Origin of the sequence: Streptomyces sp. NPDC012935 (genome assembly GCF_042900345.1) — a bacterium.
Classification (GTDB): Bacteria; Actinomycetota; Actinomycetes; order Streptomycetales; family Streptomycetaceae; genus Streptomyces.
Genome location: NZ_JBIBBC010000025.1, coordinates 60,698 through 77,790, shown reverse-complemented (window position 1 = coordinate 77,790; position 17,093 = coordinate 60,698). Strand labels below are relative to the sequence as shown.

18 protein-coding genes are annotated in these 17,093 nt (G+C 70.0%); 8 read left to right on the top strand and 10 right to left on the bottom strand.

The window, feature by feature from the left end:
• The first annotated feature begins 92 nt into the window (after nt 1–92).
• Nucleotides 93–983 (top strand): GNAT family N-acetyltransferase, encoded by an 891-nt coding sequence (locus ACFY5C_RS37850; protein ID WP_389453771.1) that lies wholly within the window; start codon nt 93–95, stop codon nt 981–983.
• Here ACFY5C_RS37850 and ACFY5C_RS37845 read toward each other — a convergent pair.
• Nucleotides 948–1,865 carry an MFS transporter gene (locus tag ACFY5C_RS37845; protein ID WP_389453768.1) on the bottom strand — a complete coding sequence of 306 codons (918 nt, stop codon included), beginning with the start codon at nt 1,863–1,865 and terminating at the stop codon, nt 948–950. The two genes, ACFY5C_RS37850 and ACFY5C_RS37845, sit on opposite strands and share 36 nt — an antisense overlap.
• Nucleotides 1,866–2,317: 452 nt before the next feature.
• On the opposite strand from ACFY5C_RS37845, the gene ACFY5C_RS37840 reads away from it, so the two are divergent.
• Nucleotides 2,318–3,253, top strand: a complete 936-nt coding sequence (locus tag ACFY5C_RS37840; protein ID WP_389453765.1) for an NAD-dependent epimerase/dehydratase family protein — start codon at nt 2,318–2,320, stop codon at nt 3,251–3,253.
• A 158-nt stretch (nt 3,254–3,411) separates the two neighbouring features.
• Complete coding sequence (locus ACFY5C_RS37835) at nt 3,412–4,302, top strand: NAD(P)-dependent oxidoreductase (protein WP_389453855.1); 891 nt, start codon at nt 3,412–3,414, stop codon at nt 4,300–4,302.
• On the opposite strand, the gene ACFY5C_RS37830 is transcribed toward ACFY5C_RS37835, so the two are convergent.
• A complete protein-coding gene (locus ACFY5C_RS37830; protein WP_389453762.1) occupies nt 4,256–4,807 on the bottom strand; it encodes an HAD domain-containing protein in 552 nt (183 codons plus the stop codon). The two genes, ACFY5C_RS37835 and ACFY5C_RS37830, sit on opposite strands and share 47 nt — an antisense overlap.
• Before the next feature lie 202 nt (nt 4,808–5,009).
• On the opposite strand from ACFY5C_RS37830, the gene ACFY5C_RS37825 reads away from it, so the two are divergent.
• Entirely contained in the window at nt 5,010–5,849 is an 840-nt protein-coding gene (locus ACFY5C_RS37825) for a nitroreductase/quinone reductase family protein (protein WP_389453759.1), read from the top strand.
• Nucleotides 5,850–5,871: 22 nt separating this feature from the next.
• Here the strand turns inward: ACFY5C_RS37825 and ACFY5C_RS37820 are convergent, their stop codons facing one another.
• Entirely contained in the window at nt 5,872–7,875 is a 2,004-nt protein-coding gene (locus ACFY5C_RS37820; protein WP_389453756.1) for a HelD family protein, read from the bottom strand.
• Between the two features lie 51 nt (nt 7,876–7,926).
• Complete coding sequence (locus ACFY5C_RS37815) at nt 7,927–8,565, bottom strand: TetR/AcrR family transcriptional regulator (protein ID WP_389453753.1); 639 nt, start codon at nt 8,563–8,565, stop codon at nt 7,927–7,929.
• A gap of 146 nt (nt 8,566–8,711) precedes the next feature.
• Between ACFY5C_RS37815 and ACFY5C_RS37810 the strand changes: the two genes are divergently transcribed.
• On the top strand, nt 8,712–8,873 hold the full coding sequence (locus ACFY5C_RS37810) for a hypothetical protein (protein WP_389453750.1): 162 nt from the start codon (nt 8,712–8,714) through the stop codon (nt 8,871–8,873).
• A 28-nt stretch (nt 8,874–8,901) separates the two neighbouring features.
• Here the strand turns inward: ACFY5C_RS37810 and ACFY5C_RS37805 are convergent, their stop codons facing one another.
• Nucleotides 8,902–9,987 (bottom strand): phosphotransferase, encoded by a 1,086-nt coding sequence (locus ACFY5C_RS37805; protein ID WP_389453747.1) that lies wholly within the window; start codon nt 9,985–9,987, stop codon nt 8,902–8,904.
• A 231-nt stretch (nt 9,988–10,218) separates the two neighbouring features.
• Between ACFY5C_RS37805 and ACFY5C_RS37800 the strand changes: the two genes are divergently transcribed.
• Nucleotides 10,219–11,013 carry an HAD family hydrolase gene (locus ACFY5C_RS37800; protein WP_389453744.1) on the top strand — a complete coding sequence of 265 codons (795 nt, stop codon included), beginning with the start codon at nt 10,219–10,221 and terminating at the stop codon, nt 11,011–11,013.
• Here the strand turns inward: ACFY5C_RS37800 and ACFY5C_RS37795 are convergent.
• The 3 genes from ACFY5C_RS37795 to ACFY5C_RS37785 all read right to left on the bottom strand — a co-directional run bounded on the left by ACFY5C_RS37795 (nt 10,982) and on the right by ACFY5C_RS37785 (nt 13,824).
• Nucleotides 10,982–11,854 carry a GntR family transcriptional regulator gene (locus ACFY5C_RS37795; protein ID WP_389453741.1) on the bottom strand — a complete coding sequence of 291 codons (873 nt, stop codon included), beginning with the start codon at nt 11,852–11,854 and terminating at the stop codon, nt 10,982–10,984. The genes ACFY5C_RS37800 and ACFY5C_RS37795 overlap by 32 nt on opposite strands.
• 327 nt (nt 11,855–12,181) lie before the next feature.
• Nucleotides 12,182–12,916, bottom strand: a complete 735-nt coding sequence (locus ACFY5C_RS37790; protein ID WP_389453738.1) for an HAD family hydrolase — start codon at nt 12,914–12,916, stop codon at nt 12,182–12,184.
• A gap of 29 nt (nt 12,917–12,945) precedes the next feature.
• On the bottom strand, nt 12,946–13,824 hold the full coding sequence (locus ACFY5C_RS37785; RefSeq protein WP_389453735.1) for a winged helix-turn-helix domain-containing protein: 879 nt from the start codon (nt 13,822–13,824) through the stop codon (nt 12,946–12,948).
• Nucleotides 13,825–13,977: 153 nt separating this feature from the next.
• Between ACFY5C_RS37785 and ACFY5C_RS37780 the strand changes: the two genes are divergently transcribed.
• A complete protein-coding gene (locus tag ACFY5C_RS37780; protein ID WP_328426642.1) occupies nt 13,978–14,166 on the top strand; it encodes a hypothetical protein in 189 nt (62 codons plus the stop codon).
• 38 nt (nt 14,167–14,204) lie between these two features.
• Here the strand turns inward: ACFY5C_RS37780 and ACFY5C_RS37775 are convergent, their stop codons facing one another.
• A complete protein-coding gene (locus tag ACFY5C_RS37775) occupies nt 14,205–15,122 on the bottom strand; it encodes a winged helix-turn-helix domain-containing protein (protein WP_389453733.1) in 918 nt (305 codons plus the stop codon).
• Nucleotides 15,123–15,297: 175 nt separating this feature from the next.
• On the opposite strand from ACFY5C_RS37775, the gene ACFY5C_RS37770 reads away from it, so the two are divergent.
• Complete coding sequence (locus ACFY5C_RS37770; RefSeq protein ID WP_328426638.1) at nt 15,298–15,477, top strand: hypothetical protein; 180 nt, start codon at nt 15,298–15,300, stop codon at nt 15,475–15,477.
• A gap of 225 nt (nt 15,478–15,702) precedes the next feature.
• On the opposite strand, the gene ACFY5C_RS37765 is transcribed toward ACFY5C_RS37770, so the two are convergent.
• Nucleotides 15,703–16,968 (bottom strand): GNAT family N-acetyltransferase, encoded by a 1,266-nt coding sequence (locus ACFY5C_RS37765; RefSeq protein ID WP_389453730.1) that lies wholly within the window; start codon nt 16,966–16,968, stop codon nt 15,703–15,705.
• Between the last annotated feature and the right edge of the window lie 125 nt (nt 16,969–17,093).

Below are 17,093 nucleotides of genomic sequence, written 5' to 3'. Positions count from 1 at the left end.
GCACTCCCGGCACCCTGCCTCCATGCCGCACAGCTGCCCTGTCCTGGCTGAAAACGACGGGGTCCACCTACAGGCACGCGGAATCATGAAGCATGCGACCGGATGGCTGGCACCTCACCGAAGACGTCGATGACTTCCTCGCCCGAGCCGGAGGCTTCCTGCGCTCGCGGCCCGGCCCGCACGTCATGCAGTCGACGTGGGCCGACAGAGTGCGGACGCGTGGCGCGGACGCCTTCGGCACCGAAGCCCCGCTCTTCGGCACGCTGGAGCAGGCGGGCGAGGTCCGCGCGACCTTCTACCAACTCCCGCCCCGCGCCATGGGCCTCTCCCCGCTCTCGCCCGAGCAGGCCGACTCCCTCGCGGCCCACCTGGCCGCCCTCGGGCACTTTCTGCCCTCCGTCAACGCCGACCACGGCACCGCCGCCGCTTTCGCCGAGGCCTGGCAGCGGCACACCGGGGCGACGGCGAAGCTCCGCGACACCCGGCTGCGCCTGTACCGCCTCGGCACACTCACCCCACCGGAGCCGATGCCGGCGGGCCGGGGCCGCGTCCTGGGCGAGCAGGACCTCGAGCAAGTCATGTTCTGGTGCGGCGAGTTCGCCAAGGCCGTCGGCGAAGTCGTCTCCATCGACGCCGGCTCCTGGGCAGGCACGCGCTTCGCCGACAAGCGCTACACGCTCTGGGAGACCCCGGACGGCACTCCCGTCTCCATCGCGGGCATGAACCCGTTGATCGGCGGCCAGATCCAGGTGGACATCGTCTACACCCCGGACGACCTGCGCGGTCGCGGCTACGCGGGCGCCGTGACGGCCGAGGTGAGCCGGGCCGCGCTGACCGCGGGCGCGCAGGACGTCGTGCTGTTCGCGGACCTGTCCAACCCCAAGAGCAACGCCCTCTACCAGCGGCTCGGCTACCGCACGCTCACCGACTGGTCCGCGTACGACTTCTCAGGCCCCGGTGCGCAGGCCGCGCACCTGGGGTGAGAGCAGGGCGGCCGTGGTGGCCAGGACGATCAGGGCCGCGCAGCCCGCCAGGGCCCTGTCGGTGCCCACTGCGGCGGCGACGGGGCCGGCGACCAGCAGGCCGAGCGGGGCGAAGGCCAGGGAGCCGAACCAGTCGTAGGAACTGACGCGGGACAGGGCCCGCTCCGGGATCTCCCGCTGGATGGTCGTGGCCCACAGCACGCCGAAGACATCGCTTGCGATCCCGGCGCCGAACATGGCCGTGGCGATCAGCCATACCGGGGCTTCGGCGCCGAGCAGGGCGATCGGCAGGGCGGCCGGAAATGTGCACAGCACGCCCACCAGAACCGGACGCTTCACCCGCACCCGGGCGGCGAGTCCCGCGCCGGCGACGGTGCCCACGGCCTGGGCCCCCACGATCACCGACCACGCCCGCGCCCCGCCCAGGTGCTGCTCGGCGGTCAGGGGGCCGAGCACCCCGACGTTGGCGTTGAGCGCGGCGACGACGACGGCGTACTGGGAGACGACGACCCACAGCCACTGCCGGGAGGCGAACTCCTGCCACCCCTCTCTCAGATCGGCCCAGCCCGACGCCCTCTTGCGCTGCCGCGCGGCCACCCGCAGCGGCGCGATCAGCGCGGCACTGACGACGAAGGACGCCGCGTTGAGCGCGAGTGCCCAGCCGGCGCCCACCAGGGCCACGGTCACCCCGGACAGTGCCAGGCCCAGCAGGAGGGAGCTGTTGGTGCCCATCCGCAGCAGCCCGTTGGCCCGTTGCAGGCGATCCGCGGGCACGATCAGCGGTACGAGGCCGTCCATCGCCGGGGCGAACATCGCCGTCGCCGTGCCGGCCGCCACCGCGAGCAGGCACATCGCCGTCAGCGGTGCGTGTCCGGTCAGCAATGGCGGCCGGCCCCCCGTATGCCCCCGCCCCGACCGCATCGGCCAGGACCATCAGCCTCGACCGCGACATACGGTCCGCGATCACCCCGCCGGCCAGGACGAACACCAACTGTGGCAGCGCCTGGCAGGCCACCACCAGGGACAGCCGCCCTGCACCGGCGCCCGGCAGAGCAAGCACCGCGAACGCCAGCGCGACCCGGGCGAAGCCGTTGCCCAGCACGGAGACGACCCGTGCGCAGGCGAGCCGGACGAACTGCGGGTCGCGCCACAGCGGCGCCGGAACCGAAGACACTGTCACGGGCCCGGCACCCTACGGCGGCCACGACCGACGACCGGTCCGAACCGGCCACAGAGGTGAACACCCGCATCCGGTCGACCGCCATGTCACAGAACGGGCGGCCGGCTCGTCCAAGGTTTCGTGGACGTATTCCGGAATCGGGACGGTGAGTGTCATGCGGGTGTTCGTGGCAGGCGGGACCGGGGTCATCGGGCGGCGGCTGGTACCGCTGCTCGTGGCGCGGGGGCATCACGTGACGGCCACGACGACGAGCGCGGCCAAGCTGGGTCTGCTGAAGGAGATGGGAGCGGACGGGGTCGTCATGGACGGGCTCGATGCCGCGTCGGTCCGCGAGGCGGTGGCGGCGGCGCGGCCGGACGTGATCGTGCACCAGATGACGGCGATCTCCATGCCGCATTCCGGCAAGCCGGACATCAAACACTTCGACCGTTGGTTCGCCACCACCAACCGGCTGCGCACCGAGGGAACGGACCATCTGCTGGCCGCCGCCGAGGCGACCGGCGTCCCCCACTTCGTCGCGCAGAGCGCCGCCATCTGGAACGGCATCCGTGAGGGCGGCTGGGTGAAGACCGAGGAGGACCCGCTGCCCGTGGAGACGGGCAGGCTGCACGCGCTGGCCGAGGGCATCCGCCACATCCAGGACGTCGTCCTCCAGGCCGACGGGACAGTCCTGCGCTACGGCGGCTTCTACGGTCCGGGCGCCACCGACGACCAGGTCGAACTCGTACGCAAGCGGCAGTTCCCGCTCGTCGGGGGCGGCACCGGCTACTGCTCCTGGGTGCATCTCGACGACGCGGCGAGCGCCACCGTACTGGCCGTGGAGAAGCAGGCGCGGGGCGTGTTCAACATCGTCGACGACGAACCGGCACCGGCAAGCGAGTGGCTGCCGTATCTGGCCGACTGCGCGGGTGCGAAGCCGCCGCTGCGGGTGCCGAAGTGGCTGGCGCGGCTGCTGGCCGGCGAGGTGGTGGTGCTGATGATGACCGAGGGACGCGGGTTCTCCAACGCCAAGGCCAGGAGGGAGCTCGGCTGGGAGCCGCGCTATCCCTCGTGGCGCCAGGGGTTCCGGGCGGAGCTGGCGCGGTCGTAGCCGCGGGCGCCGATACGCACTTTTTTGTGCGTACTTGGCAGCGTGCTTCCGCCGTCCGACCCTGGAGACAGGTGATCGACTTCCTGACCCCCGCGGTCGTCCACCGCGCCCGTCGCCCTGCCTCTTCTTCCTCAAGGAGCTCCATCGTGGATACGTCCATGCCCGCATCGTCCGCCGTCACAGTGCTCGGTCTGGGGCCGATGGGACGGGCGCTGGCCGGCGCCTTCCTGGCTGCCGGACTGCGGACCACCGTGTGGAACCGCACGCCGGGCAAGGACGGGGAGCTGCTCGCCCGTGGGGCGATCGGGGCGCGGTCGGCGGCGGAGGCGGTCGGTGCGAGCGAGCTGGTCGTCGTCTGCGTGGTGAACTACGACGCCTCCGACGCCGTCCTGCGGCAGGACGCCGTGACCGGCGCTCTCAAGGGCCGTACGGTCGTCAACCTGACGGCCGACACCCCGGCCCGCGCCCGGGACACGGCCGCGTGGGCGGCCGCGCACGGCATCCGCTATCTGGACGGCGCGATCATGACTCCGGCCACGACCATCGGGGCGCCCGACGCGGTGTTCCTGCACAGCGGCCCCGAGGACCTCTACCGCGAGCACCGGCCCGTCCTGGACGTGCTCGGCGGCACCCATACCCACCTGGGCGAGGACATCGGCCGGGCCGCCGCCTACGACGTCGCCCTGCTCGACATCTTCTGGACGGCCATGTCGGGCTATGCGCACGCACTGGCCGTGGCGCGGGCCGAGGGCATCACCGCCCGGGAGCTGGCCCCCTTCGCGCAGGGCATCGGCGCGATCCTGCCGCCGCTGTTCGACGAGCTCGCGAGTGACGTCGACGACGGCACCTACTTCGGTGAGCTCAACCCGATCACGTCCGCCGTCTCCTCCATGGCCCACATCGTCGAGGCCTCCGAGTCGCACGGCATCGACGCGGGCGTCATGCGCGCGGCCGAGGGTCAGGCCCGCCGGGTCATCGGGCTCGGGCACGGCACGGACGGTTTCATCCGGGTGGCCGAGCTGCTGGGGCACCGCTCCCAGGCGGGGTGACCCACTCCTCCAGTACGTCGAAGTCCCGTTCGGTGAGCCCGTAGCGGTGGTCGACCCGGTGGAGAAGAGCGGGCGCGGCATGGTGGGCGGCCACCCAGGCCCGGTCGGCGTCGGTGATCTCGTCGTCGACCCAGAGGAAGGGCCGGCCGGCGGCCCAGGACACCAGGGGCCGCGTCTTCCAGTGCAGGCCACGGGGCCGGCCGAGGCCGTCCCCGGAACCGGGCTCGTCGTCGTCCTCGTCCGGCCAGTCCATGACCGGCAACGCGGGCAGGCCCAGCCACGGGGCGATACAGGTGTTCGCGTCGTCCAGCCAGGTCGTGGCCCACACCAGCTCGCAACCGAGGCCGGCGAGCCGCGTCAGACGGGCGCCGAGTGCCGGGTCGATCCGGGCGAGGAGGGGGTGGTCGGCACTCTGCGGCAGGGCGCGGACCGGCTCGTACAGCTGGTACGGCCGTTCCGCCCCGAAGGGGATCAGCGTTCCGTCCACGTCCAGGAAGAGAAGCATCAGAAAAAGGATCTACCCCGGCCGGGGTGCTGCGCTACTGTCGGCTCATGACTGCCGGGTCGGCCTTGTGCCGTGATCGAGTTGGGTGTTGCCCGGCCTCTGAGTGAGGCTGCGGCGGCGGGCCAGGAGCCCGCCTCTTTCTCTTCGCCTTCCATCCGCACGAAATCCAGCGACGGAATCCAGCGACAGAGAAAGAGAGAGAATGCCCAACGACTTCAATCAGCAGGTCATCGACGAGTTCCGGGCCAACAAGGGCCGCGTCGGCGGCTACTTCGAGGGTGCCCGACTGATCCTCCTCACCACCACCGGCGCCCGCACCGGCCGCCCGCACACCACCCCCGTCGGCTACCTCCCCGACGGCGCCGACCGCGTCCTGGTCATCGCCTCGGCCGGCGGCGCCCCCAGCCACCCGGCGTGGTTCCACAACCTCCTCGCGAATCCTCAAGTCACCGTCGAGAGCGGCGCGTTCACGTACGAGGCGCGGGCGGTCGTACTCGACGGCGAGGAGCGTGACCTGGCCTTCGCGCGGGCCGTGGAGGCGGATCCGGGCTGGGCGCAGTACCAGGAGAAGACGCGGCGGGTGATCCCCGTGGTCGCCCTGCACGAGATCGCCCAGGACGGCCCTCCGAACATCAACGCCTCCTCCATGGGCGAGGCCGTCAAGGTCGTCCACGACGCCTTCCGCCGCGAACTCGCCCTGATCCGCGAGGAGATGGCCAAGGGCGGCGCCACCCTGGGCGCCCAGCTCCGCGTCAACTGCCTGACCTTCTGCGCCGGCCTGCACAACCACCACACCGGCGAGGACGTGGGCCTGTTCCCGTTCCTGGCAGACCGGCACCCCGAGTTCGCTCCCACCCTGGCCCGCCTCGGGGAAGAGCACCAGCGCATCGCCGCCCTCGTCGAGGATTTGCGCCTCGCCGTGACCGCCGACCACCCGGACCCCGCCACCGCCCGCGGCGAGGTGGAGCGCCTGACGGCGGAGCTGGAGGCGCATCTGACCTACGAGGAGGAGCAGTTGCTCCCGGTCCTGGGCGCCGCCTAGGGCAGCACGGGAGGCCGCGCTCTCAGAACGGCAACGGCCTCCCGTGCACCACCTCCAACCCCGCCACCGCCCGCGTCACCACCACGTACAGCCGCTGCAGTCCCCGCTCCTCCGCGGCCACGATCGCCGCCGGCTCCACGGCGACGACATGGTCGTACTCCAGCCCCTTCACCACACTCGCCGGTACGACGGTCACCCGCGCGCCCAGGTCGTCCGCGCCCCCCGCCGCGATCCCGGCCCCCGCCAGTGCCTCCCGCACCCGGTCCGCGTCCGCGTCGGCCGCGACGACCCCGACCGACCCCTCCCGGTCCAGTGCGTCCCGTACGGCTCCGACGACCGCGCCCAGCAGATCGCCGTCGGCCTGCCGGAACCGCAGCTCCCCGTCAACGCGCAGCGAGCGAGCCGCCGGCACCTCCACATCCAGCCGCTCCAGCAGCCGGTTGGCCAGCGCCAGCACCGCCCCGGGCACCCGGAACCCCGTAGTGAGCGGCACGACCACCGCGTCCGGCTTCCCCAGCTGCCCCAGCACGCTCTGCCACGACCGCGCGGCCCACGGCGTCGTCCCCTGCGCCAGATCCCCGAGCACGGTCACCGACCCGAAGTCCGCCCGCCGCGCGATCGCCCGGCACTCCATCGGCGACAGATCCTGCGCCTCGTCCACGACGACATGGCCGTACCCCTTCGGATGCTCGACAAGCCCCGCGACCTCGTCGAGGAGCACGAGATCGGCGGCCGACCAGCGCGCCGACTTCCACGACCGGGGCGGCTTCGCCCACAGCAGCGCCTGCTGCTCGCCCGCGTCCAGCAGCCCGTCTGCGGCCTCCCCCAACACCCCGGGGTCAGCGAGCAGTTGAGCCACAACCTCCTCGGGCCGCACCCGGGGCCATACGGCGTCGACGTACGCCCCGACCGCCCGCGCCCGCGAGATCCTCTGCACCCACGCGCTGCTCCGCGGCCCGGCCCGCCGCTCGGCCTGCTCCTGGATGCGCCGCACCACCCGCGTACGCACCCGCTCCCGGCCGACGCCGTACGGCGGCCCCTCGGCCCGCACCCCCGCGACGATCCGCAGCAGCTCGTCCTCCGGAACCCGCCACCGATACGAACCGTCGGTCAGCACCAGCGGGTCGACGCGGGGCGGTCCGCCCACCCGCAGGTACAGCGCCCGCCGCAGCACCTGTGCCATCCGGACGTCGTGCTTGAGACCGGCGGCCCTCTCGTCATCCACCCCGGTGACCGGCTGCCGGGCGATCTCGTCCCGCAGCGTGGACTGCCGTACGCCGGTCTCGCCGAGGGCGGGCAGCACCTCGGAGATGTACGACAAGAAGGTCGGGTTGGGCCCGAGGATCAGCAGGCCGCCGCGCCGGAAACGCTGCGGATGGGTGTAGACCAGGTACGCGGCGCGGTGCAGGCCGACGGCGGTCTTGCCTGTGCCGGGAGCGCCCTGCACACACACGGAGACGGCGAGGTCACCTCGTACGAGATCGTCCTGCTCGGGCTGGATGGTGGCGGCGATGTCGCGCATGGGCCCGACGCGGGGCCGTTCGATCTCCCGGGCGACGATGTCGCTGACGCGCGACTCGCCCCGGTCGAGGTGTTCGTCCTCCAGGCCGGTGAGGTCGGCGGAGTCGCCGCGGCTGCCGGGTGCCCAGCCGAACCGTCGCCGTACGTCGACGCCCTGCGGGTCGCGTGCACTGGCCTGGTAGAAGGCGCGGGACACGGGAGCCCGCCAGTCGACGACGAGGGGCGGGGCGGCGACATCCTCGCTGATCCGCATCCGCCCGATGTGCAGCGCCTGCCGATCGGCGTCCAACCGCCCGAAGAACAGGGGTCCTTCGGGCAGCTCCCGCATCGCCTTCGCCCGGCTGCGCAGCCGGTACCCGAGCACCTCGGCGTCGGCACCGGAGGCGGCGACGTCCTCGGCGGTGACGACCTGCTCCTGGGCGCCGTCGACCATGGCGGCGAGGGCGGTTCGGCAGCGGTCGTGGTGGGCGCGTTCCTTGGCGAGCTCGTGATGCAGTGACGTCATTCCAAGGAGCGTACCGAAATAACGTGACCGAGTTAAATTTTTTACCGAGCCTCAGACAACATCGCCTCGAACCGCGGCAGGCAGGCCCGCCTCCAACAGCCCGAACGCCCGCTCGGCCGCCGCCACCGCGTCCCCCCGCACCTCGGCCGCCCGCTCCCCCGCAGCGATCCGACGCCAGTTCTCCTGCGCGAGAATCCGCTGCACGGCAACGATCTGCCCGGCGGCCAGCCGCCCGTCCAGCCCGCCACCCAGCGCCTCTGCGAGCGCGGCCTCGGAACGCTCCAGATAGCCGTACAGGCGGGCCGCCAGCGCGGGTGTCCCGTACAGCAGCGACTGATAGGCCAGCACGTCGGGATGATCGTTGAGCCCGGTGATGGGGTCACACCGCTCCAGCCCGTCGAGGAAATGCCGCCGCAACGCCTCGACGGGCGAGGCGCTCCCCTGCCGCACCACCCGGGCTGCCTCGCCCTCGTGATCGGCGAACCGGTACAGCACGAGGTCCTCCTTCGCCGGGAAGTACCGGAACAACGTCGGCTTGGAGATCTCCGCGGCGGCGGCGACCTCTGCCACGGAGACGGCGTCGAAGCCCTTCTCGAGGAAGAGGCGGATGGCGGTGTCGGAGACGGTTCGGTACATCCGCTGCTTCTTGCGCTCGCGCAGGCCGGTCGCGCTGGCGCCTGTGTCACTCATGCGGCGAGCCTACGCACGAGGGCGGCGCGCCGCGTTCCAGAGCGTCTCGAAGAACTCCCGGCGGCGCATGATGGCCCTCCGGGCGTGGTCGCCGTCATCGACGGACCATCGGGTCAGCGGGGAGTCGTACCCGGTGAGGTCCCTCGGTGAGCCTGCGGGTCCTGGTGCCGGACTTCACCCAGCCGATCGAGGTCCCCGGACTGCTGGACACCGACGGCCAACGCCCGTGGGTGGAGGACCCGTGGCTGGCGGACCGCCCCCAGCCGCTGCACCTCTGCGTCGAGCCGCCGCATCACGGCGTCGCGTAGCTCCTCGGTCTCTCCACGCGCCGCGTGGTCAGGAATCGGCGGCGGAAAGCAGGGACCGCTGCCGGCGCACGAGGGCTGTCATGATCTCCGGCTGACTCGGCACCCCGGTCAGCCCGAGGGGCTGGGCCGCCGCGGACAGGATCCTCTGCAGCCTCCGGGCAGCCAGCGGCAGAGCCAGCCAGTTGAAGCCCGTTCCCTCGCTCAGCGACAGCGACACACGGATGACGTCGGTGAAGACCGACTGTGCCCGCTTGAAGTCGAGAAGCGAGTCCAGGTCCGTTTCCAAGCCGTACGCGCCGTCGGGATTGATGCGCTCGACGACCCGGCGCCAATCCTCGGTCATTCGGTGCCGCTGGTCCTTCGGATAGCGCATCAGATACAGATGGGTGGCGAGGTCGTAGAGCGGATCGCCCAGCATTGCCAGTTCCCAGTCGATTGTCCACAGTTCGCCCTGGGAGTCGACCACGAAGTTCTTACGGTGCAGGTCCGCGTGCAGCAGGCAGAAAGGGCGCTGCTTGAGTCCCGCCACGTGCTTTCTGAGGTGGGTGAACGAATCCGGCCGCACACCGAGTTCTTCGAAGAGTGCACCGAACTGCGCGAAGTTCTTGAGGTAGACCTGCTCCTCGATGAAGACGATCAGGCGCTCCAGGAACCCGTCAGTGTCGCCGTCCGCGGCTCGGTCCTCGAGCCGGCACCGCCTCGGCACGTCTTCGAGCCTGGAGGGCCCGATCCGTGCCATCTGCCGGAAGAGTTCGACGATCTGGTCGAGGACTGCATCGGGAACACGTCCTCCCGCCCAGCGGCGGGCGGGAAGGGTCCGCCCTTCGATGAATCCCTGAAATCCCATACCCGCGACGTCCAGGACCTCGGGGATGCGCGTGAGCTCCCCCTGCAGGGCGCGCAGCAGTTTCTCCTCAGACTCGAAGCATCGCCGGTCGAACCAGAGGATCTCGGAACGCGGCTCCCGGACCTTGACGATCTGCGTCCCGTCCAGCAGCCGCAGCACGTAGGTCTCGTGGTGGTACCCCTTGAGCGGGCCCGTGACCACGCTCGAGTCCCCGCCACTCATTTCGGCGGCGAGTTGTCGAGCGTCGGACACTGCTTGGGGTGACATTTGCCGGGTTCAGCCCATTTCGGTGGAGCCCATGGGGTAAGAGGAGACGCACGTTACTCCACCGGCACCGCGTAACGGTGCAGAACCCGACGCATTCCACGCCGCCGGTCCCCGGCATGGGCGAACCGGCGCACTGGCGAGCGAGCAACTGAGCTGATGCCCGTGCCCCGGCCGGGTCGTTGGTCACGACAGCCCGCGGGAGCCACGACCCCGGTGAGCGCGAGGAGGCCCATGGCTCAGGTCACCGTCGACCAGGCAGACGTACGGCGCCTGCTCGCCGCCACGCGCGCCGTGCTGTTCGACTTCGACGGTCCCGTCTGCCGGTTCTTCCCTGAGTCCACGCAGGAGGTGGCGAGACAGATCAAGCAGGCAGCCCGGCAGGACTGGGGCACCCTCGACCCGGGCGTCGAGGCATGCGACGACTCCCACCAGGTACTCCGGCCCTTGTGGCGGATATACGAGCGCCTGTGCGGCCGGGAGACCCCGGAGCGCCCCAGCCGCCGTCCGCTCGATCGCGCCGAGGAGATCATCGCCGAGCAGGAGTCCAAGGCCGTCGCCGGCGCGGTTCCGGTGCCGGACATCGGCGAGCTCGTGAAGCAGCTCCGTGAGCTCCGTGTTCGCCTGGTAGTCGTCAGCAACAACGCCCGGGGCCCGATCCTGACGTATCTCGGACGGGTGGGGCTGGCCTCCGAGTTCGAGGCGGTGTTCGGCCGGGACCCGCACGACGCACGGCTCATGAAGCCGAACCCCCACTGCGTGCGCCGTGCCCTCGCCCATCTCTCGCTTCCCCCAGCCGCCTGCCTCATGGTGGGGGATCAGCCGACCGACCTCATCGCGGCCCGGGCAGCCGGGACGCCGTTCCTCGGCTGGACGCAGGACGAAGTCCGAGCCAAGGAGATGGCACGGGAGGGGGCGGACGCCGTGGTCTCCTCATATCGCCCCGTGACAGCAGCGGCACGCAAGCTGCTTGAGGAACGCCGTTCGCCGGACTCGGTCAGCCTGCGAGGAGCTTCCACGCAGACGTGAACCAGTCCTGCCTCCTGGATACGAACTCGGTGCCCTGGGACGTGGGATCGTCGTCCTTGACGTAATGCGTGAGCCCGGCACCCAGGCCGACCACGTCCGGGGCCTCGACCTCCTGGCCGTCGTCCAGTTCGAATGTTCGCAGGTAGACCTCGTACGGGCCTTCCAAGGCCTGCTGCTGGTTGACCAGGTAGAGCTTGGAGTACGGGACCAGTCCAATGTGACGGACCTCGAACTCCACCGAGGGCCCTACTTTCATGGCCCGCAGATCACCGACCAAGCCATGCAACGTCGCCGTGTGCCGACGCCTGAGGTCCAGATATCGCTGCTTCAGGATCTCGTCGTGGTCGGGGTTGCCGGTACGCCAGTAGGGCATGGTCAACCACTCGGCAGGCAGCAGCACGCGCAGCGCGATCCGCAGCGGGGAGATCTGCCCCACCTGGATCCTCTCGGCCTGCGCGCGGATGTGCGCGCCCAGGGACTCCGACGTCAACGTGAAGACGTCCAGCGTGACTTCGTCCTGCTCGAAGGCCTCAGCGATGAGCGCCCCCAATGTGACGGCACGGCCGGAACGTGTGTCGTTCGTGGGCGAGTGGATCCGCTGCTGCCAGATCACCCGGGATCCGCTGCCCTGGCGCGATTCGATCCAGTGCTGCTCGCTCTTCAGCTCCCTGAGGGCCCGCTGCACGGTGTCGCGGGAGACGTCGAACTCCTCGGCCAGCTCGCGTTGCGATGGGAGGTTCGAGCCGAACGGGTACCTCCCGCTCGTGATTCGAGCCCGCAGCTCTGAGGCGACGCGCTCGGACTCCTTGCCGCCAACGCTGGTGGTGGTGCCGTCACTCACACCACGACGGTACTCCGACTTGGCTGCTCGGGTTAAGGGATCAGCGAACTCGGGCACATCCAGATTAGTCAACCAGTCCAATTGGACTGAAATTTGATCGCTTGCTGGAAAGTTGACGCTAGGGGGAGCCATGACCGCGGTCCAACTGGTGCTGGGCATATTCCTTATGGGCATGAACCAGCTGGTGCAGTCGCAGTTCGGAGCGCTGGGGGTGCTGTTGCTGCTGCTCCTCGGAATCGGGATCCGGACCCGCAACACGGCCTGCTTATGGGTGGCCGCCGTGCTCGCCGTCCTGCTCCTGGCCCAGTCCCCCGGTCCAGCGCAGCCTCAATCGGCTCCCGGCCGAGGAGCACTCCACAGAATCTCCAGCACCGGCTGCAAGGAACCCACGATCACCGTGGCCCCCGCATCCTGCAGCAACTTCTCCTTGCGGCCGTTGCGCGCGTAGCCGAGGAACGGGACTCCGGCGGTGTGGGCAGCCTGACAGTCCGTGGGGGCGTCGCCGATGAACAGAGCGCTGGACGGCGCTGCTCCCATCGCGTTCAGGGCGCGGTGCAGGGAGCGCGGGTTGGGCTTGAGGTACTGAAGATCCTGGCTGCGGCCGTAGATGTGGGGACGGAAGCAGTCGAGCAGGTGACGGTCCTCCAGGTAACTGCGCACTACCCGAGGCGAGTTGTTCGTGGCGATCGCCAACCGCGCGCCCACCCCCGTCCAGGTACGGATCAACGGGTCGGCGAACGGAGTGGGCATGGCCAAGGGCACGGCCCGCAGTTCCTCGTGGGTGAGACGTTCCTCCAGCTCCGCGACGAGGTCGCTGTCCGGGTGGCGGAGGTCGACGGCTCGTAGGACCACGTGCGGGTCCGCGGTGCCCCGCTCGCTCTCGTGGAGCAGCCCGTGCAGCCCCCGCCCCTCGAGCCACTCCACCAGCTCGGCCGCCACCCGCTCCGCCGAATGCCCCGCGAACAGCCGGCAGATCGGGCCGTCGAAGTCCCACAGCACGACGCGGGCGCGCGTGATCAGTTCGCGGAGTCGTTCCGTGTCGTTCTCGGTCTCTGCTGTCACCTGTTCAGTCTGCTTCGTATCAGAAGTCACTAGGAGAGTGTCAGGTCAGTGGTGATGGTTTCCCAGAGGGCGTCGAACCACTTCTGGGATTCCTCCACGAACGCGGCGTCGCGCTGCCCGGCCTGCTTGACGAAGGAGAAGAGCAGGGACTGGGAGCCGAGCGCGTCGTACATGTCCAGGGTGCGGCTTTCGTACTCCTCCTGGCGTTCGGTGAGGACGTAGTAGCCGATCAGCGCTTCGTCGCCGTTGAGGAGGTAGAGCTTCACCGGGGGTGTGAACGGCAGGGCGCGGAAGGTGACGTGGACGTCGATGCCGTGGGTGGAGCGGACGGCCTGGAGATTGTGGCGCAGCACCTGGGCCTGGGCGTTGCGCATCGCCAGCCAGCGTTCGTGGACCGGGTCGTCGTCGCCCCGTCCGTCCACCAGGACCGGAAAGGCGAGATGGATGTCCCGGGACGGCAGCAGGAGCCGGACGTCGATCGACTCGGGGTGAACAGAGCCCTCGTGGATCAGGCGGAGGGGTTCACCGAGGGCCAGCATCAGGGTTTCCGAGGTGTGGCATACGACGTCCACGCTGACGTGGGGTGCGGCGAAGGCCTCCGTCAGGCGGGGGGCGAGGCTGACCATGGTCGGCTGGGGGGCGCCCCGGGTGGGGGCCGGCAGGGCGATACGCGGCGGGCTGCCCTTGCTGACGTTGGTGAGGAGGCCGTCCTCCTGTAGTGCGCGCAGGGCCTGGCGTACGGTGCCTCGCTCCACGCCGAACTCCTCGGCCAGCTCGGCCTGGGTGGGCAGGCGGTCGCCTGCCTTGAGCTCTCCGACGCGGATCCGTTCCCGCAGGATGTCGGCGATCTCCTGCGGCGAGAGTCTCCTGCTGCCGTTCACTGCCACGTTCTCCTGGGTCACGACCAAACGCTACAACTCGCGCCCATCTATGGGCAGTTGTTTGTAGCTTGTTTCAAAGTAGGGGCCAAGTGGGGACAACTTAGTTGGAGTTGGTTCCAAGTTGGTTGAGTTGGCGGAAGTAATCCTTCCATCCCCAGAAGCCCGAAGGGGGAAACACAGATGCCCGTCCTCGCACTCCTCTCCGCCGTGTTCGTCGTCGGCGTCGAGCAGACCCTCCAGTGGAAGTACGGTGCCACCGGCATCATCGGCCTGCTGCTGCTCACCATCGGCATCAAGGCCAAGAGCCCGACCGTCAGTTCGATAGGGGCCGTCGTCCTCGCGATCCTGCTTTCGGGTCCCGCCCTATGACGCCGACAAACACTCAGGTCAAACACTGTGGGGGATGATCAGCTCGTGAGCTGCAGCTCCGAACTGATCGTCTCCCACAGCGCGTTGAACCACACATGCGACTGCTCCACGAATGTCGTGTCCCGCAGCCCGAACCCCTGCTCGAAGGCGAACAGCGGCGACTGGATGCCGGGGGCGTCGTACATCTCCAGGTGCTGCTGACCGATCTCCACCTCGCTGCGCGCCAGCGTGTAGTAGGCGAAGAGCGCCTCCGTGCCGTTGAGCAGGTAGAGCTTCACCGGCGGCGTGAACGGCAGCGCGCGGAAGGTGACGTGCACATCGATACCGTGCGTGGCGCGCAGCGCCAGCAGATTGTGCCGGAGCACCTGGCCCTGGGCGTTGCGCTGGGCGAGCCAGCGCCGGCGCAGCTGTACATCGGCGTCGTCGGCCGAGCCGTCCACCGGTGTCGGGAACGCAAGCGAGATGTCGCGGCTCGGCAGCATGACACGGACGTCGACCTTGGCCGGTTTCAGCTGTCCGGCGTGGATCTGACGGAGCGGTTCGCCCATGGCGAGCGTGAGGGAGACCGAGGTGAGGCACAGTGCGTCGATCTCGACGTGCGGGGCGGCGAAGGCGGCCGCTATCCGCGGGGCGAGGGCCACCATGGTCGGCTGCGGTGCGGCTCCCGGGCCGGTCAGCGCCCTGCCCAGGTCGGGGGCGACGGTCGCCGGGGCCCCTTTGGACACGTTGGTGAGCAGATGCTCCGACTGCAGGATGCGCAGCGCCTGCCGCACGGCTCCGCGCTCGACGCCGAACTCGTCCGCCAGCTTGGCCTGAGTGGGCATGCGCTGGCCGGGCTGCAACGCGCCCGAGGTGATGCGGGCGCGCAGCTCATCGGCCACGTCCCGATGTGACTTCTGTGGCCGCTGTGAACTCTTCCGCCCAGTGACGGAGGCGTGTTTCGGCTCCACGACCAAACACTACAACTTCCCGCCATCTTTAGGCAGTTCCAGGGATGGTGGTTATGAGTCGCTTCCAAGCGGTCATAAGTACAGTGAAGTTGGTCGCCAACTTGAGCAACATGGTCAAACTTCAGGAGGGTTGGCCACCAGAGTCGGTTCTGTCGACCATCGTCCCCGAGAGGAGACCGGCATGCCGCTCATCTACCTCGCCGTCGCCGCACTCGTCATTGGATTCGAGCAACTCATCCAGTGGAAGTACGGGCCGATGGGCATCATCGCCTTTCTCGCCCTGACCATCGGTATCAAGGCCAAGAACACCATGATCGGCGGCATCGGCGCGGTGATCCTCGTCATGCTGCTCGCCCACTAGGCCTTCCTGCGAAGGCCCGGTGACCAGGTTCGGCCGTCCGGTCTCCCTTCCGGAGGGGAGCCGGGAGCCCGGTCGGTCAGCACAGCCACAACTTCACATCGACAACCGAATACCGACCGCACAGCCACAACCGCGCGGCCCAACCGGATACGGGCGCACAGCCCACCACCACAACTGAACAGCTCGCTACGGATGAGCAGACCTGTCACCGGCCGAGAGGAGGCCTCAGAAGATGTCCGGGCACCAAGGTCGCCTGGACGTACGCAGCAGGGCGTCGGCCACCCGGGCGGCGCCCGCTCGTTCTTCCCGGACCCGCCCCAGCGCGGTGAGCCGTACGGCGGACTCGTCACCGAGCCAGAGTCTGCCCAAGTCGGCCACGTCGAGGGTGAGTTCGGGAGCGGCCGTGGTCGGCGTGCAGGAGGCCCCGTCGGTCGACGCCTCCAGCAGGTAGCGTCCGCCCGCCAGCCCGCCCCCGTCCACGACCTCCAGCACCAGCGACCCCTGCCCCTCGTACGTCCGCGCCTCCAGCGCCCGTACGACATCCAGGATCCGTACCCACAGCCAGTCCGCCAGCGTCGTGACCCTGGCCGCCCGCGGATCGGGGAGGTAGAGGGGCAAGAGGTCGTCGGGAGCCCGCCAGCCGCTCTTGACCGTCGTGATCCAGTCGATCGAGCACAGGTAGCGCCACAGGGCGCGCTCGGCGTCCGGGGTCGCCGCGATGAGCCAGTTCACGGTCGCCGTGTTGAGCGGCTGCTTGCCGTCGCCCCAGTGGTCGTCCGCCTTGTACGACGCCAGCCCCTGGACCTCGCCGCCCGCCGAGCGGTACACGGCGAAGAAGGGCTCGGTCCACGGGGACCTGTCCAGGCGCAGCACCCCGGTGCTGACCTGCCACCACCGCTCGCCCCGGTCGACGGCACCCGGCTGCGCCCGGCGCACCCGCTCGAACAGCTCCGGGCCGATCTTGCGTACGTCCGCGCCGTCCACGATGTCGATACGGCCGCCGTCCTCGGGGCCGGACCACCTCGGGTCGAGGCCGGTGCGGGGGACGTCCACGGTCCACTGGGCCGTGGACGTGGCGGGGCCGAAGCCGTAGCGACCGTAGATCCGGTACTCGGCGGCGATCAGGGTGGCGACGACGTCGCCGCGGTCCTTCGCGGCGGCCAGGTCGTGGGCCATCATGCGGGTGAGCAGGCCGCGGCGACGGTGGGTGGGGCTGACGGTGACGTTCGAGATGGCGTCCGCGGGGACGGGGGCGCCGCCGACCGCGGTGATCTCCTGTGCGAAGGAGCGGAAGGTCGCCACGCAGCGGCCGGTGTCGAAGGCGCCGAGGGTGCGGGACGGGACGATGTACGACGCGCGGTCGGCGATCTCTGTCTCGGCGACGTCGGGGCTGCGCAGGAAGCCGGTGTTCAGGGCCCGGATCCAGTCGGGGATCTCGGCCTCGGTGATCGGGCGGACGTCTATGGGGGTGGGAGGTTCGGGACGGCTCATGGGGTCACGGTAGGTGGGCGGGCGTGGGGTGTCGCCGGGTTTTCCCCGCCCCCGCCGCCCCTTCCCAGCCCGGCGCCACAAGGCGAAGCCCCCTCCGCGTGGGTGGGGGCTCGCCTCAGGCGCCG